This is a genomic window from Actinomadura sediminis (assembly GCF_042675525.1).
Classification (GTDB): domain Bacteria; phylum Actinomycetota; class Actinomycetes; order Streptosporangiales; family Streptosporangiaceae; genus Spirillospora; species Spirillospora sediminis.
In genome coordinates this window covers 42,743-57,964 of the sequence record NZ_JBHTJA010000043.1, presented here as the reverse complement: position 1 = coordinate 57,964, position 15,222 = coordinate 42,743, and the positions used below count along the sequence as shown (strand labels likewise).

Here is a 15,222-nt window from a genome sequence, read left to right as displayed (position 1 = left end):
CGCCGCCGAGGCCCCGGCCGCCCCCGAGGCGCCGAAGGTCCGGCTCGCCGCGCACGACCCCGAACCGGCCCCCGCCCCCGCTCCGGCACCGGTCCCGGAGCCGGAGCCCGCGCCGGTGCCGGAGGCCGCCCCGGAGCCCGCGCTCGTCAGCGCCGCCGCGGCACGCAGCGAGATGAACGGGCACGGCACGGTCACCACGGTCGAGGAGCCCGCCGCCTCCACGCTCGACGCCGAGACCCTGCGGGCGCTCGCCCGCGAGATCCTCGAGCGCACCAACGGGGACACCGCCGCGGCGATCGCCGAGATCCGCGCCCAGGGCCACGTCTTCGACGAGACCGAGGTCGTGTGGGTCCGCGAGAAGATCTGGTTCCCCTACGCCGTGTACCGGCTGCTGGCCAAGCACGACGGCGACGGAACGCTCGTCGCCCGGGAGCTGATCGACCAGGGCGTCGAGTACGACCCGGTGAAGCTGGACGAACTCGTCCGCTCCTGGCAATAGCCGCACGCGACGCCGCCCGCGACGCCGCCCGCATGGAAAACCCGTCGCGGGCGGCGTTCCGCGCTCGTACGGTGACGCGCATGGCCAAGCGAATCGCGGTGCTCACGGGCGCGGGCGTCTCCACCGACTCGGGCATCCCCGACTACCGGGGCCCCTCCGGGCTGTGGACCCGCGATCCCGAGCTCGCGGCCCTGTTCACGCGCAAGAACTTCCTCAACGACGCCGACGTCCGGCGCCGCTTCTGGCGGGCACTCGACCTGCACCGCGACGTGCGCCCGAACGCCGCGCACCGGGCCCTCGCCGGGCTCGAGCGGACCGCGGCCGTCCGCGTCCTGACGCAGAACGTCGACGGCCTGCACCAGAAGGCGGGGTCGACGCCCCGCAAGGTCCTCGAACTCCACGGCGATCTCGCGACCACCGAGTGCATGCGGTGCCACGCCCGGACCCCGACCGCCGAGGTGCTGGCGCGCGGCGAGGACGACCCGGCGTGCACGGGCTGCGGCGGCGTCCTGCAGCCGTCGATCGTCCTGTTCGGCCAGTTCCTGAACGCGGACGTGCTCGCGCACGCGGCGAACATCGCGCGGGTGTCGGAGGTGTTCGTGGCCGTCGGCTCCTCCCTCGGCGTCGAACCGGCCGCGGGGCTGTGCGCCGTCGCCGTCGAGTCCGGCGCGACGCTGATCATCGTGAACCGCGACCCGACGCCCTACGACGACCTGGCGTCCACGATCGTCCGCGAGCCGATCGGCGAGGCGCTGCCCGCGCTCTGCGCCGAGCTCGCGGGATGAGCGGCCGCGTGCTGCTGCTGCCGCCCGCGGCGACGGCCACCGCCGCGCGCTTGGGCGAGGCGGCCGCGGCGCGCGGGCTGCGGGCGCGGACGCTGCACCGGCGGCCCGTCCCGTCCGAACTGCGGGGACGCGCGCACGTGTACGGCGGCGAGGCGTTCGCGTCCGAGGTCGCGTCGGCCCTGGACATCGCGCTGCTGGCGCCGCCCCCCGGCTGGCTGCCCGCCCTGCCCGCGGAGTTCACGGGACGCCGCGTCCGCCTCGGTTCACCGGACGAGGCCCGCCGGCTGGACGCGCCGACGTTCGTCAAACCGGCGTCCGGCAAGGCGTTCGCGCCCGCCGTGTACTGGCCGGGCCGCCCGCCGGACGGGCTGCCCGCCGCGGCTCCCGTGCTGCTCTCGGACCCGGTGACGTTCGCGGGCGAGTACCGCCTGCACGTCCTGGACGGCGCGGTGCGCGCCGCGTCCCGCTACGCGGTGCACGGCGTGCTCGACGCCGCGCCCCTCGACGTCCTGCCGGAGCGCGCGGCGGTCGAGGCGTTCGCCGCGGACCTGCTGGCCCACGCCTCCCCGGACCTGCCCGGCGCGGTCGTCGTCGACGTCGGGCTGATCACGGCGCCGGGCCCGCCCCGGTACGCGGTCGTCGAGGCGAACGAGGCGTGGTTCAGCAACTGCTACGCCGCCCCGCCGGACCGGGTGCTGGACGTCGTCCTGCGCGCCGCCGCGCCCCGCGCGGACCTCGCCGCCCGCGACGCACCGTTCGTCCGGACCTGACCGTCCGCGCGCCGCCGGGTCGGCCCCCGGCCGGTCCGATGAGCATGTCGTGTTCTCTGCGAGGAACGGCACGGCCGACCGGTTCGGGGCGGGTTGGCATGCGGCGGCGTGCGTGCTTCTGCGATCCTGCTGGTCGCGCGGATGAGAGGACGAGATGCAGGGGAAACGGCACCGGATGGAGCTGGACGACGAACGGGTGCGGGAGTTCTGGCGGGAGCGGCACCTCTGCACGCTCGTGACGGTGCGGCCGGACGGGACGCCGCACGCGGTGCCCGTCGGGGCGACGCTGGACCCGGCGGCGGGGATCGTCCGGGTGATCACCTCGGGCCGGTCGGCGAAGGCGCGGCACGTGCGGGACGCCGGGGCGGCGGGGCTTCCGGTCGCGGTGAGCCAGGTGGACGGGCGCCGCTGGTCGACCGTCGAGGGGCGGGCCGTGCTGCGGACGGACACGGAGTCTGTCGCCGACGCGGAGCGGCGGTACGCGGAGCGGTACAAGCCGCCGCGCGTCAACCCCGAGCGGGTCGTCATCGAGATCGCGGTGACGCGGGTGCTCGGCAATGTCTGACGACGCACGGAGCCCGGACGCCCCGATCGTCCCGCCGGACGGCGGCCCCCGTGAGGCCGGGGGCCGCGCGCCGTCCGATCGCGCCGCCGGAGCGCGGAGCGCCGGTGTGCGCGCGGCCGGAGCACGGGCTGCTGAGGCGGGCGCGGCCGGAGCACGCGGCGCCGAAGCTCGCGGTGCCAGGGCACAGGGCGCCGAACCTCGCGGGGCAGGAGCGCAGGGCGATGAGGCGGGCGGGGGCAAGGCGCTCGGTGCCGAGGCGGGTGCGGGCGAGGACGAGGTACCGGGTATCGGGGTCGAGGAGGCGGCGGTGACCGTGGAGGACGTCGGCACCGGCCATCGGATCACCGTCGTCGGGATCGGGGCGGACGGGTGGGACGGGCTCGGGAAGCCCGCGCGGGACGCGGTGCGGGCGGCCGAGGTGCTGGTCGGCGGGGCGCGGCAGCTCGGGATGCTGCCCGACCTCGCGGCCGAGTGCGTCGCGGTGGCGTGGCCGTCGCCGATGCTGCCCGCGCTGCCCGCGCTGTTCGACGAGCACCGGGGCCGCCGGGTGGTGGTGCTCGCGAGCGGCGACCCGATGTTCTTCGGGGTCGGGACGACGCTGGTGCGGCTGCTCGGCGCGGAGAACGTGCGGGTGCTGCCGCACGTGTCGTCGATGTCGCTGGCGTGCGCGCGGCTCGGCTGGTCGCTGGAGGACACCGACGTCGTCACCGCCGTGGGCCGTCCGCTGGCCGCGCTGAACCGGGTGCTGGCGCCGGGACGGCGGGTGCTGGTGCTCAGCGCGGACGCCGGGACGCCCGCGGAGGTCGTCGAGCTGCTGGAGGAGCGGGGGTTCGGCGCCAGCGAGGTCACGGTGCTGGAGCGGCTGGGCGGGCCGGACGAGCGGGTGGGGCCGCCGCGGGCGGACACGGCGGCCCTCAACATCGTGGCCGTGCGGTGCCGGGGAACGGGCGTCCAGACCGTGCCGGGGCTCCCGGACGACGCATACGACCACGACGGGCAGCTCACCAAGCGGGAGATCCGGGCGCTCACGCTGGCGCGGCTCGCGCCCGTCCCCGGGGAGCTGCTGTGGGACGTCGGCGCGGGCGCCGGGAGCGTCGCGATCGAGTGGATGCGGGCGCACCGGGCCTGCCGGGCGATCGCCGTGGAGGCGAACGCCGCGCGGGCGGACCGGATCCGGGTGAACGCCGGGCGGCTGGGCGTCCCGGGTCTGGACGTGGTCGTCGGCGAGGCGCCGCGCGCGCTGGAGGGGCTGGCGGAGCCGGACGCGGTGTTCGTCGGCGGCGGCGTCACCGCGGACGGGATGGTCGACGCGTGCTGGACGGCGCTGCGGCCGGGCGGGCGGCTCGTCGCGAACGCCGTCACGCTGGAGTCGGAGAGCACGCTGGTGGACGCGTGCAAGAAGCTGGGCGGCGAGCTGACCCGGGTCGAGGTGAGCCGGGCGGGGCCGGTGGGCGGCTTCACGGGATGGAGGGCGAAGATGCCGGTGACGCAGTGGTGCGCGGTGAAGGGCCGGTGACGCGGTGACGGTCCACTTCATCGGCGCCGGGCCCGGCGCCGCCGACCTGATGACCGTGCGGGGCCGCGACCTGGTCGCCGCGTCGCCGGTGTGCCTGTACGCGGGCAGCCTCGTCCCGGCGGAGGTGCTGGAGTGGTGCCCGCCGGGCGCGCGGCTCGTCGACACGGCGAACATGGTGCTGGACGACATCGTCGCCGAGCTCGTGGCCGCGCACGGGCGCGGGGACGACGTGGCGCGGCTGCACTCGGGCGACCCGTCGGTGTTCAGCGCGATGGCCGAGCAGATGCGGCGGCTCGACGCGGCGGGCGTCCCGTACGACGTGACGCCGGGGGTGCCGGCGTTCGCGGCGGCGGCCGCGGCGCTGGGCCGGGAGCTGACGGTGCCGGAGGTCGCGCAGACGGTGGTGCTGACGCGCACGTCGGCGCGGGCGACGCCGATGCCGCCGGGCGAGGACCTGGCGACGCTCGGCCGGAGCCGGGCCACGATGGTCCTGCATCTGGCCGTGCAGCGGCTCGACGCCGTGGTGGAGGAGCTGCTCCCGAACTACGGCGCCGGCTGCCCGGTCGCGGTGGTGGCGCGGGCGTCGCGGGAGGACGAGCTCGTCCTGCGGGGCACGCTCGCCGACATCGCCGGGAAGGTGCGGGAGGCGGGGGTGCGGCGGACGGCCGTGATCATCGTCGGGTCGGTGCTGGGCGCGGGGGACTTCGCCGACAGCCACCTGTACTCGGCCGCCCGCCGCCGGGACTAGGCGCGGCGGGGACTAGGCGCGGCCGACGATCGTCCCGCCCCGGTCGATGACGACGACGTCGACCTCGACCGGGGCGCCGCGCAGGACGTCCAGTGCGGTGGCCCGCGCGCGCTCCGCGACGAGGTCGCCGAGCGGGATCCCGGCCTCCTGGCACACCTGGAGCGCGTGCAGGGCGGTGTTGCAGCCGCGGACGCGCTCGGCGGTCTCCGGATCGCCGATCATCGCGGCGAGGACGCCGAAGTCGACCTGCGAGCGCTTGGAGTGCAGGTCGAGGTGCCCGGCGGCGAGCTTGGCGAGCTTGCCGATGCCGCCCGCGATCGTCAGCCGCGGGACGGGATGGCGGCGCACGTACTTCAGCACGGCCCCGGCGAAGTCGCCCATGTCGAGGAGGGCGTCCTCGGGCAGGCCGTGGAGCTCGGCGACGACCTTCTCGGACGTGCTGCCGGTGGCCCCCGCGACGTGCGTGCGGCCCATCGCGCGGGCGACGTCCACGCCGCGCCGGATGCTGTCGATCCACGCCGAGCAGGAGTACGGGACGACGACGCCGGTGGTGCCGAGGATCGACAGGCCGCCGACGATGCCGAGGCGGGGGTTCCAGGTGCGGCGCGCGAGCTCCTCGCCGCCGTCCACGGAGATCTCCACGATGACGTCGGCGTCGCCGAGGACCTCGCGCATCATGCGGCGCGGCACCGGGTTGATCGCGGGTTCGCCGACGTCGAGCGGGAGGCCGGGGCGGGTGACGGTGCCGACGCCGGGGCCCGCGCGGAACGTGACGCCGCCGCCGGGCGGCCCCGGCCGGACGGTCGAGCGGACGAGCGCGCCGTGCGTGACGTCGGGGTCGTCGCCGGCGTCCTTGACGATCCCGGCGGTGGCGCGGCCGTCGCCGAGCTCCTCGACGGCGAGCGCGAACGCGGGCCGCTGCCCCTTCGGGAGGGTGATCTCGACGGGGTCGGGGAACTCGCCGGTCAGCAGGGCGGTGTGGGCGGCCTTGGTGGCGGCCGTCGCGCAGGCCCCCGTCGTCCATCCGTAGCGCAGTTCGCTCATACGATGCCCCCGTGACGAACGCTCCCGTGAAGAACGCCCCCGTGCGCCGGCGTGTGCTGCTGCTGGGCGGGACCGGGGAGGCGCGGCGGCTGGCCGGGCTGCTCGACGCGGACCCGGCGGTCGAGGTGATCAGCTCGCTGGCGGGCCGGACGGCCGCGCCGCAGGCCCCGCCCGGACGGGTCCGGGTGGGCGGGTTCGGCGGCGCGGACGGGCTCGCGGCGTGGCTGCGGGACGAGCGCGTCGACGCCGTCGTGGACGCCACGCACCCGTTCGCCGCGCGGATGAGCGGCAACGCCGCCGCGGCCTGCGCGGCGGCCGGGGTGCCGCTGCTCGTGCTGCGCCGTCCCGGCTGGTCGCCGGGGCCGGGCGACGACTGGCGGCGCGTCCCGTCCCTGGCGGCCGCGGCCGCGGAGCTGCCGGGCGAGCGCGTGTTCCTCACGACCGGGCGCACCGGCCTCGCGGCGTTCGCCGGGGACGATCGCCGCCGCTACCTCGTGCGTTCCGTGGACCCGCCCGAGCCGCCGATGCCGGCCCGGACGACGGTCGTGCTGGCGCGCGGCCCGTTCACCGTCGGGGACGAGACGGCGCTGATGCGCGAGCACCGCGTGGACGTGCTCGTCACCAAGGACAGCGGGGGCGCGATGACGGCCGCGAAGTTGACCGCCGCGCGCCTCCTGGGCGTCCCGGTGGTCATGGTGGACCGGCCGCCCGTCCCGGACGGCGTCCCCGTCGCGGCGACCGTCGAGGACGCGGCGGCGTGGCTGGCTCATGCAGGCCCGCTCATGCCGGGTAGCGGCGGGGCGTGAAGACCGTCGGGCCGCCGCCGCGCTCGGCCACCCGGGTCTGCGACGAGCCGATCAGCAGCAGGCACCGCATGTCGACGCCGGTCCCGTCGAGTTCGGCGAGCCGGACCACCCGGACGCTCTCCTCCGGGCCGCCGACGTCGCGGCCGATGACCACGGGCGTGTCCGGGCCGCGGTGCGCCAGCAGGACGTCGCGGGCCTTCGCGACCTGCCCGGTGCGGGTCTTCGAGGCGGGGTTGTAGATCGCGATCGCGAGGTCGGCGGCGGCGACGGCCGCGAGCCGCCGCTCGATGACGTCCCACGGCTTCAGCCGGTCGGACAGGGACAGCACGCAGTAGTCGTGGCCGAGCGGCGCGCCGATCCGGGACGCGACGGCGTTCGCCGCGGTCAGGCCGGGCAGCACCCGCACCGGGACGTGCTTCCAGCGCTCCTCGGCGGCGACCTCCAGGACGGCGGCGGCCATCGCGAACACGCCGGGGTCGCCGGACGACACGACCGCGACGCGCCGGCCCCGCTCGGCCAGCGCCAGCGCGAACTCGGCCCGCTCGGACTCCACCCGGTTGTCGGACGGGTGCCGCTCCTGGCGGGGGTTGGCGGGCACGCGCGCCAGGTAGGGGGCGTAGCCGACGAGGTCGTCGGCGGCGGCGAGGGCGTCCTGCGCCTCGGGGGTGAGCCAGTCGCGGCCCGCCGGGCCGAGCCCGACGACCGTGACCTCGCCGGGCCCGCCGTCCCCGGGCGTCCGGGGCGGGGGCAGCTCGCGGCGGGTCCGCTCGTGCACGCGGGACGGCAGGATCGCGAGGGAGAAGTACGGGACGGTCTCGGCGTCGACGTCCGCGAGCGGCTGGAGCCGCTGCCCGCCGGTCGTCGCGCGCTCGACGTACCAGGCGTCGTCGAGGCGTCCGGCCTCCGCTACGGCGCCGCGGACGCGGCCGAACGTGCGGCCGAGCTTGAGGACGGCCGCCGAGTCGGTGGCGGCGAGCCGCCGCGCCAGGTCGTCCGGCGGCAGCGTCCCCGGCAGGACGGTCAGGACCTCGTCGCGCTCCACCAGCGGGCGCCCGAGCTCGGCGGACGCGGCGCTCACCGACGTCACGCCCGGCACGGCCGTCGCCGGGTAGCGGCCCGACAGCCGCTTGTGGAGGTGCATGTACGAGCCGTAGAAGAACGGGTCGCCCGCGCACAGCACGACGACGTCGCGCCCGGCGTCCAGGTGCTCGGCGAGGCGTTCGGCGGAGCGCTCGTAGAACTCGTCGAGGGTCCGCTGGTAGTCGTCGGTGTCCTCGGTGGTGACCGGGTAGATCAGCGCCTCCTCGATCTGCCCGTCCCGCAGGTGCGGCGCGGCGATCCGGCGGGCGACGCTGCGGCCGTGCCGGGCCGCGTGGTGGACGATCACGTCGGCGGCCTCGATCAGCCGGACGGCCTTCACGGTGATCAGCTCCGGGTCGCCGGGCCCCAGCCCGACCCCGTACAGGTGTCCGGTCATCATTCTTCCTCGCTGGCGATGGCGTTGATCGCGGCGGCCGTCATGGCGCTGCCGCCGCGCCGTCCGTGCACGACCAGGTGCGGCAGGCCGGACGCGGCGAGCGCCTCCTTCGACTCGGCCGCGCCGATGAACCCGACCGGGACGCCCAGGACCGCGGCGGGGCGTCCCGCGCCCGCGTCGATCATCTCCAGGAGCCGGAACAGCGCCGTGGGGGCGTTGCCGATCGCGACGACGGAACCGTCGAGGCGGTCGCGCCACAGCTCGAGCGCGGCGGCGCTGCGGGTGGTGCCGAGGTCGGCGGCGAGGCCGGGGACGCGGGGGTCGCCGAGGGTGCAGACGACGTCGTTGTCCGCGGGCAGCCGCTTGCGGGTGACCCCGGACGCCACCATCCGCGCGTCGCACAGGATCGGCCGTCCGGCCAGCAGTGCGGCGCGGGCGGCCGCGACCACGCCGGGCGACCACGCCAGGTCGCGGACCAGGTCGGTCATCCCGCACGCGTGGATCATGCGGACCGCGACCCGGGCGACGTCCTCGGGCAGACCGGCGAGGTCCGCCTCCGCCCTGATGGTCGCGAACGACCGCCGGTAGATCTCCGCGCCGTCGCGGACGTACTCGATCACTCGCTCCTCCGTGTTCGGGCGACGGCGGCCGCCGTCGCCGCCGGGTCCCGGGGCCGCGCGCGGACCTCGTCGCCGAGCCGCACCTCGTAGCCTCCGGGGGTGGCCACCACCGCGACGTGCCGGTCGGGCGGGTGCCCGCACCGGCGCTCGCAGCCGGACCAGTGCACCGGCGGCCCGCCCGCGGGTTCGTGCGGGCGCGCCGCCCGGACGGCCGCGGCGGCGTCCGCGCGGACGTCGGTCAGCGACTTCGCGCAGCCGGGGCGGCCCGCGCAGGCGGTGACCCCGGCCCAGTCCGCCGCCGTGACCAGGCCTGGAAAGTGTGGCATGTCCGTGAGGTCGGGGATCACGACGCCCCGCCACGGAGTGACGATGATCTCTTCGGCGTCCCGCAGCGGGGCGGGGTCGAGACGCCCGAGCGGGACGAGCGCGGAGAACGCGCGCCGCCCGTCCCGCTGGGGGATCTCGCCGAGCGGCGTCCGGTTCGGGACGGCCGGGACGGCGACCGGTCCGGCGCGGCGGCGGCCGTGCGCGAGGGCGTCCACGAGGGCGCCGAACCGTCCTGACGGACGCGACGCGCCCGGCGCGGCGTGCTGCGACGCGGTCCGGGGGGCGGCGCCGCGCGAAGGCCCGCCGGGGAGTTCGGATATGCGCCATTCGGTGGTGCGGACGTCGAGGAAGGCGCGGGCGGCGTCGGCCGCGAGCGCGACGGCGTCCTCGGGGCGCGCGCGCAGACCGGAGTCGGTTCCGGCGAGCACGAGCGCGAGTTCGTCCGGTGCGAGCGCGTACAGGCCGATGTCGGGGCGCATGGCGATGACGTCGCCGCGCCCGTCGTCGAGGGCGAACAGGAACCGGCCGGACAGCGCGGCGAGGGCGGGGTCGGCGCAGAGCGCGGCGTCGAGGGCGGGGACCAGCGGACGGACGTCGAGGCGCCCGGCCCCGTCGCGTCCGGACAGGACGCTGGCGGCGATGTTGCGCACGCGCTCGTGCGTCGTCGACGGCAGCAGCCCGGCGGCCCGCAGCCGGTCGCTCAGCTCGGCCTCGGCCCCTTCGGCGAGCCCCCTGATCTGCACGTTCGCGCGGGAGGTCAGCTCCAGGAAGCCGTCGCCGAGCGCGGCGGCGTCGGCGAGCGCGGTGGCCTGCGTGCGCGTGAGCAGCCCGCCGGGGAGCCGGACCCGCGCGAGCCCGCCGTCGGCCGCGGCGTGGACCCGGAGGGCGCCCGGGCAGCGATCCGGGCCGGATCGCGGCGGCGGGGTCGGCGGCGGCGGGGGCAGAGGTGAGGGCACGGCACGGATCCTACGAAGTCCGGCGCCGCCGGCCGACTCCGCCTAGGCCGGTGCGGGGAGCGGCCGGTACTCGAACCAGTCGAAATCGGCGTGGTTCCGGCTCGCCCGCCCGTTCGCGGTCGCGTAGAGGCCGATGAAGACCCCGGTGAAGCCGCCCGCCACCTGGCTGGTCAGCATGTCGCCGTCCACCGGCGGGCCGAGCGGGACGAACGGCCCCGGCTCCGCCGCGTACAGCGCCCGGTACCAGCGGCCGTGCGCCTCGAAGCCGAGCCGGACCCGCCCCGCCGGGGGCGCCTCCGCCAGGACCGTCTCGAGCCCCTGCTCCCGTTTGACGAGCCGCAGCCCGCGCTCGGTCGAGACCAGCAGGACGTGGAACTCGCCGTTCTGCACGAGGGCGAGGCCCGCCTGCTCGTCGTCGCGCGGCGCGAACTCCAGCGCGGTGAACGCGGCGAAGTCGTGGTGGCGCTGCCCGCGCCCGACGAACGACGGGTTCGCCGTGTCGGCGAGGGTCTCCGGCCGGACCCGCAGCCGCAGGTGCCCGGGACGCTCGGTGAGGCTCCACCACCGCTCCCGGGGCGGGCGGAGCATGCTCCAGTCGGGTGCGAGGGCGGGCGCGTCGAAGTGGTCGCATGCCGGTTCGGCGGGCCAGGGCGCCGGCGGCAGGGACGGCGCCGCCCGGACGGGCTCGACCGGGTCGGCGACCGGCCAGCCGTCCTCCCAGCGCACGCGGGTCAGGAAGGTCTCCCGCCCGAGGGCGCAGCGGTCCGCGTGGTGCGGCCGCATCGCCAGCAGCGCCATCCACCATTCGCCGTCCGGGGTCTCCACGAGGTCGCCGTGCCCGGTCCCCACGATGGGGCGCTCCCCCGCCCGAGCGTTCAGGCCGAGGTGCCGCTGCGTCAGCACCGGATTGCGCGGGTTGCCCTCGTAGGGGCCGGTGACGGCGTCGGCGCGCGCGGTCATCACCGCGTGGTCGAGCGCGGTGCCCCCCTCGGCCGTGACCAGGTGGTAGCGCCCGCCGACCTTGTAGATGTGGGACCCTTCGGTCCAGATGGCGCCCTTGACGGTCCCGTCCCAGATGACGTGCTCCTCGCCGACCAGTGCCGGGACGGACGGGTCGTACTCGCGCAGCCAGATCTCGGTGTGCCCGTCGTAGCGCCCGGTGAGCCGGGTCCCGGTGCACCAGGCGCGGCCGTCGTCGTCGAAGAACAGCGACGGGTCGATGCCCTCGCCGTCCAGCCGGTGCGCGTCCGACCACGGGCCGGCCGGGTCGTCGGCGGTCAGCACGAAGTGCCCGGACCACTCGGCGCCGTCCACGAGCGTGCAGACCAGGTGGAAGCGCCCGTCGTGATGGCGCAGGGTCGGCGCGTACAGGCCGCCGGACGCGGGCACGCCGTCCAGCGGGAGCTGGTCCGGACGGTCGAGGGCGTGCCCGACGCACCGCCAGTGGACCAGGTCGCGGCTGTGGAACACCGGCAGCCCCGGGAACCACTCGAACGTGGACGTCACCAGGTAGAAGTCCTCGCCCACCCGGCAGATCGAGGGGTCGGGACGGCAGCCCGGCAGGATCGGGTTCCGGAACCGGTTCACAGGGGGGTCACCTCCGCCGGGACGTCGAGGACGCGGTCGCCGCCGAGGACGCGCACCGGGCCGTCCAGCGTGAAGGCGCCGCGCAGCGGGAGGTCCTCGCTGGAGCCGCCGACCATGACCTCGATCTCGCCCGGCTCGACGATGCGGCGCAGGTCGGGGCCGGTGAACGAGGTGCGGTCGGCGTGCACGGTGAACGCGACGCGGGCGGCGTCCCCCGGTTCGAGGCGGACGCGGGCCCATCCGGCGAGCCACCGGGCCGGGCGGACGACGGAGGCGACCGGGTCGGCGAGGTAGAGCTGGACGACCTCGGTGCCCGGGCGGTCGCCGACGTTGCGGACGACCGCCTCCACGGTCACCGACCCGTCTGTGGGGGCGCGCTCGTCGACGCGCAGGTCCTCGTACGCGAACCGCGTCCAGGTGAGGCCGTGCCCGAACGGGAACAGCGGCGCGGGGCTGACGGCGCTCCAGTCGTGCGGGCCGTCCATCGCCGAGCGCAGGTAGGACACGGGCGGGCCGGACGCGCGGCGCGGGACGCTGATCGGCATCCGCCCGGACGGCTCGACGCGCCCGGTGAGCACCCCGGCGACCGCTCCCGCGCCCTCCTCGCCGGGGAAGAACGCCTGCACGACGGCGGCGGCCCGGTCCGCGAGGTCCTCGATCGCGTACGGGCGGCCCGACAGCAGCACGATCACGGTGGGCGTGCCGGTGCCGAGGACGGCCTCGGCGAGGTCGCGCTGCCGCCCGGGCGGCGCGAGGGTCTCGGCGTCGCAGCCCTCCCCGGACGTGCCGCGCCCGAACAGGCCCGCGCGGTCGCCGATCGCCACGACCGCCACGTCGGCGCCGCGGGCCGCCGCGACGGCCGCGTCGATGTCGTCCTCGGTGACCAGCACGTCCGCGGACGGGACGACGGCGACGCCGGGCAGGTCGCCGCGCAGGGCGTCCGCGAGGGTCGGGACGTCCACGCCGAGCGGCAGGTCGGGCCGGTGGCGGCCGACGTGCGCGGGGAAGGTGTAGCAGCCGAGCATCCCGGCCGTGTCGTCGGCGAGGGGCCCGGTCAGCGCCACGCGGGCGGCGGGCGCGAGCGGCAGCGTCCCGTCGTTGGCGAGCAGGACCACCGACTCCTCCGCCAGCCGCCGCGCCAGGTCGCGGTGCCCGGGCGGGTCGAGGTCGAGGGCGGCCGCACCGCCGGGGGGTGCCCCGTCCGGGGTCGCGCCCTCCCCGGACGGGGCGTCCAGGAGGCCGAGCCCGGCCTTGAGGGCGAGGACGCGGGCGGCGGCGCGGTCGAGCAGTTCCTCGGGGACCTCGCCGCGGCGCACCAGTTCGAGCAGCGGCTCGCCGAAGCAGCGGACGGTCGGCAGCTCGACGTCGATGCCGGCGCGGAGCGCGAGCGCGCCGGCCTCGCCGCGGGACCCGGCGACGCGGTGCCGGGTCTCCAGGAAGGAGATCCCGAAGTAGTCGGACACGACGGCGCCGGTGAAGCCGAGCTCGCCGCGCAGGAGGTCGGTGAGGAGCCGCGCGTCGGCGGCGGCGGGGACGCCGTCCACGTCGGTGTAGGAGTGCATGATCGAGCGGGCGCCGCCGTCGCGCAGCGCCATGACGAACGGTTCGAGGATCACGTCGGCGAGTTCGCGGGGGCCGATCGGGGCGGGCGCCATGTTGCGGGCGGCGCGGGAGGCGGAGTACCCGGCGAAGTGCTTGGGCGTCGCGGCGATCCCGGACCGTTCCAGCCCCCGCACGTACGCGGTGCCGAGGACGGCGACGAGCTGCGGGTCCTCGCCGATGCACTCCTCGGTGCGTCCCCACCGGGCGTCGCGCACCACGTCCAGGACGGGCGCGAGCCCCTGGTGGACGCCCGCCGCGCGCATGCTCGTCCCGATCGCGGCGGCCATCTCCCCCACCAGCTCGGGATCGAAGGTGGCGCCCCACGCGGGCGGGCTGGGGAAGACGGTGGCGCCCCAGGTCATGAAGCCGTTGAGGCACTCCTCGTGCGCGATCGCGGGGATGCCGAACCGGTTCGCGGCGGCGACGCGGCGCTGCAGGTCGCGCAGCCGGGCGGCGCCCTCGGCCGGGGCGGCGGGCGCGGTGCCGAACACGCGGGTGAGCTGGCCGAGGCCGTGCGGGAGGAGGTCGTCCAGCGCGGGCGCCGTCTCGTGCGAGTCGTCCTCCATCGGCGCGACGGGCTCGCCCGGTTCGGCGGGCATCGCCCAGAAGCCGGCGAGCTGGCCCGCCTTCTCCTCCGGGGTCATCCGGGACAGCAGGTCGGCGACGCGCTCGGCGACCGGCAGCGCGGGATCGCGCCACCGTTCCGCGGCGGCCGTGGCGGGGGTCAGGGCTTCGGTCATCACTGCTCCGTGGGGGCGGGCGGGGCGGTGGAGGCGCGGACGCGCAGCTCGGTGGCCAGCTCCACGCGGGGGGTCAGCGGCGGCCGTCCGTCCAGGAGCTGGAGCAGGGTGCGGGCGGCGACCCGGCCCATCTCCTCCAGCGGCTGCCGGACGGTCGTGAGCGGCGGCGACAGCCACTCGCAGGTCGGCAGGTCGTCGAACCCGACGACGCTCAGGTCCTCGGGGACGCGCAGGCCGGCGAGGCGGGCGGCCTGGTAGGCGCCCATGGCCTGCTGGTCGCTGCCCGCGAAGATCGCGGTGGGCCGGTCCGGCAGGTCCAGCAGCTCCCGGGTGCGGGCGAAGCCGCCCTCGTGGTGGAAGTCGCCGTACCGGACGAGGTCGCGGTCGGCCTCGATGCCGGCGCGGTCCAGCGCCGTCCGGTAGCCGTCCACCCGGGCCTGCGTGCACAGCATGTCGGCGGGGCCGCCGATCATCCCGATGCGGCGGTGGCCCAGCCCGATGAGGTGCTCGGTGGCGGCGAGGCCGCCCGCCCAGTTGGTGGCGCCGACGCTGGCGATGTCGGTGTCCGGCAGGTTCACCGGGTCGACGAGGACGAGCGCGACGCCGGCGCGTTCGAGCTGCGCGCGCTGCCGGGCGGTCATCCGGGACGTCACGAGGATCACGCCGTCGCTGTGGTGCAGGGCCGGAAGGTTCTGCCAGCTCGGCGGGCGCGCGTCGTCCTCGCGCACCAGCGACACCACGACGCCGGTGCCCTGCTCGGCGCACTCGGCCTCGACACCGCGCAGGATCTCCACCGCCCACGGGCTGTCGAGCCCGGCCAGCACGAGGTCGATCAGTCCCGACCGGCGGGCGCGGCGGGATCCGCCGGGGCCCGGGTAGTTGTGGTCGCGCAGCAGGGCCTCGACGCGCTCGCGGGTCGCGGCCGCCACGTCCGTCCGGCCGTTGAGGACCTTCGAGACGGTCGCCTGCGACACCCCGGCCTCGGCCGCGATCAGCGCGAGGGTGGGCCGGGACGGCGCGGCCCGCGGGCCCGGCGGGTCCGGCGGGTCTTCGGTGGTGCGCACGGTCACGCTGCTTCTCCTCCCCGAGGAAACGATTGCGAACGTTATCGCAATATTTCGCTCGCTCCTAGCCCTCGATCGTCCTTCGTTCGGCGCAGTGGCACCGCCCATGGGGTGAC

The 15,222-nt window shown here is 76.8% G+C and carries 14 protein-coding genes; 7 read left to right on the top strand and 7 right to left on the bottom strand.

The features are described 5' to 3' along the window. From ACFQ11_RS21025 to cobM, 6 genes are all read left to right on the top strand, one after another. Positions 1-499, top strand: a 499-nt coding sequence (locus ACFQ11_RS21025) for a hypothetical protein (protein WP_378301136.1), incomplete at its 5' end; no start/stop codon positions are given. An 80-nt stretch (positions 500-579) separates the two neighbouring features. After that, positions 580-1,284, top strand: coding sequence for an SIR2 family NAD-dependent protein deacylase (locus tag ACFQ11_RS21020; protein ID WP_378301134.1), 705 nt, complete (start codon positions 580-582; stop codon positions 1,282-1,284). Continuing rightward, complete coding sequence (locus ACFQ11_RS21015; protein WP_378301132.1) at positions 1,281-2,054, top strand: ATP-grasp domain-containing protein; 774 nt, start codon at positions 1,281-1,283, stop codon at positions 2,052-2,054. The genes ACFQ11_RS21020 and ACFQ11_RS21015 overlap by 4 nt, the downstream gene beginning before the upstream one ends. Before the next feature lie 154 nt (positions 2,055-2,208). Beyond that, a complete protein-coding gene (locus ACFQ11_RS21010) occupies positions 2,209-2,619 on the top strand; it encodes a pyridoxamine 5'-phosphate oxidase family protein (protein WP_378301130.1) in 411 nt (136 codons plus the stop codon). A 307-nt stretch (positions 2,620-2,926) separates the two neighbouring features. After that, the gene (gene cbiE / locus ACFQ11_RS21005; protein ID WP_378301128.1) at positions 2,927-4,135 is read left to right on the top strand and encodes a precorrin-6y C5,15-methyltransferase (decarboxylating) subunit CbiE; all 1,209 of its coding nucleotides are present in this window, start codon (positions 2,927-2,929) and stop codon (positions 4,133-4,135) included. A 4-nt stretch (positions 4,136-4,139) separates the two neighbouring features. Beyond that, the gene (gene cobM, locus ACFQ11_RS21000) at positions 4,140-4,883 is read left to right on the top strand and encodes a precorrin-4 C(11)-methyltransferase (protein ID WP_378301126.1); all 744 of its coding nucleotides are present in this window, start codon (positions 4,140-4,142) and stop codon (positions 4,881-4,883) included. 12 nt (positions 4,884-4,895) lie between these two features. On the opposite strand, the gene ACFQ11_RS20995 is transcribed toward cobM, so the two are convergent. Continuing rightward, positions 4,896-5,927: a cobalt-precorrin-5B (C(1))-methyltransferase gene (locus tag ACFQ11_RS20995; protein WP_378301124.1), complete on the bottom strand. Its 1,032-nt coding sequence runs from the start codon at positions 5,925-5,927 to the stop codon at positions 4,896-4,898. 11 nt (positions 5,928-5,938) lie between these two features. On the opposite strand from ACFQ11_RS20995, the gene ACFQ11_RS20990 reads away from it, so the two are divergent. Further along, positions 5,939-6,733, top strand: a complete 795-nt coding sequence (locus ACFQ11_RS20990) for a cobalt-precorrin-6A reductase (protein ID WP_378301122.1) — start codon at positions 5,939-5,941, stop codon at positions 6,731-6,733. Here the strand turns inward: ACFQ11_RS20990 and ACFQ11_RS20985 are convergent. Genes ACFQ11_RS20985 through ACFQ11_RS20960 form a run of 6 tightly spaced genes read right to left on the bottom strand, consistent with a single transcriptional unit; the run spans position 6,708 to position 15,112 of the window. Beyond that, on the bottom strand, positions 6,708-8,210 hold the full coding sequence (locus ACFQ11_RS20985) for a precorrin-2 C(20)-methyltransferase (protein WP_378301120.1): 1,503 nt from the start codon (positions 8,208-8,210) through the stop codon (positions 6,708-6,710). The two genes, ACFQ11_RS20990 and ACFQ11_RS20985, sit on opposite strands and share 26 nt — an antisense overlap. After that, positions 8,210-8,830 (bottom strand): precorrin-8X methylmutase, encoded by a 621-nt coding sequence (locus ACFQ11_RS20980; protein WP_378301118.1) that lies wholly within the window; start codon positions 8,828-8,830, stop codon positions 8,210-8,212. The genes ACFQ11_RS20985 and ACFQ11_RS20980 overlap by 1 nt, the downstream gene beginning before the upstream one ends. Next, on the bottom strand, positions 8,827-10,113 hold the full coding sequence (locus ACFQ11_RS20975; RefSeq protein WP_378301116.1) for a precorrin-3B synthase: 1,287 nt from the start codon (positions 10,111-10,113) through the stop codon (positions 8,827-8,829). Before ACFQ11_RS20975 ends, ACFQ11_RS20980 begins: the two co-directional genes overlap by 4 nt. Before the next feature lie 42 nt (positions 10,114-10,155). Then, entirely contained in the window at positions 10,156-11,700 is a 1,545-nt protein-coding gene (locus ACFQ11_RS20970) for a glycoside hydrolase family 43 protein (RefSeq protein ID WP_378301114.1), read from the bottom strand. Next, complete coding sequence (locus tag ACFQ11_RS20965; protein WP_378301112.1) at positions 11,697-14,042, bottom strand: beta-glucosidase family protein; 2,346 nt, start codon at positions 14,040-14,042, stop codon at positions 11,697-11,699. The genes ACFQ11_RS20970 and ACFQ11_RS20965 overlap by 4 nt, the downstream gene beginning before the upstream one ends. Then, positions 14,042-15,112 carry a LacI family DNA-binding transcriptional regulator gene (locus ACFQ11_RS20960; RefSeq protein ID WP_378301110.1) on the bottom strand — a complete coding sequence of 357 codons (1,071 nt, stop codon included), beginning with the start codon at positions 15,110-15,112 and terminating at the stop codon, positions 14,042-14,044. Before ACFQ11_RS20960 ends, ACFQ11_RS20965 begins: the two co-directional genes overlap by 1 nt. Between the last annotated feature and the right edge of the window lie 110 nt (positions 15,113-15,222).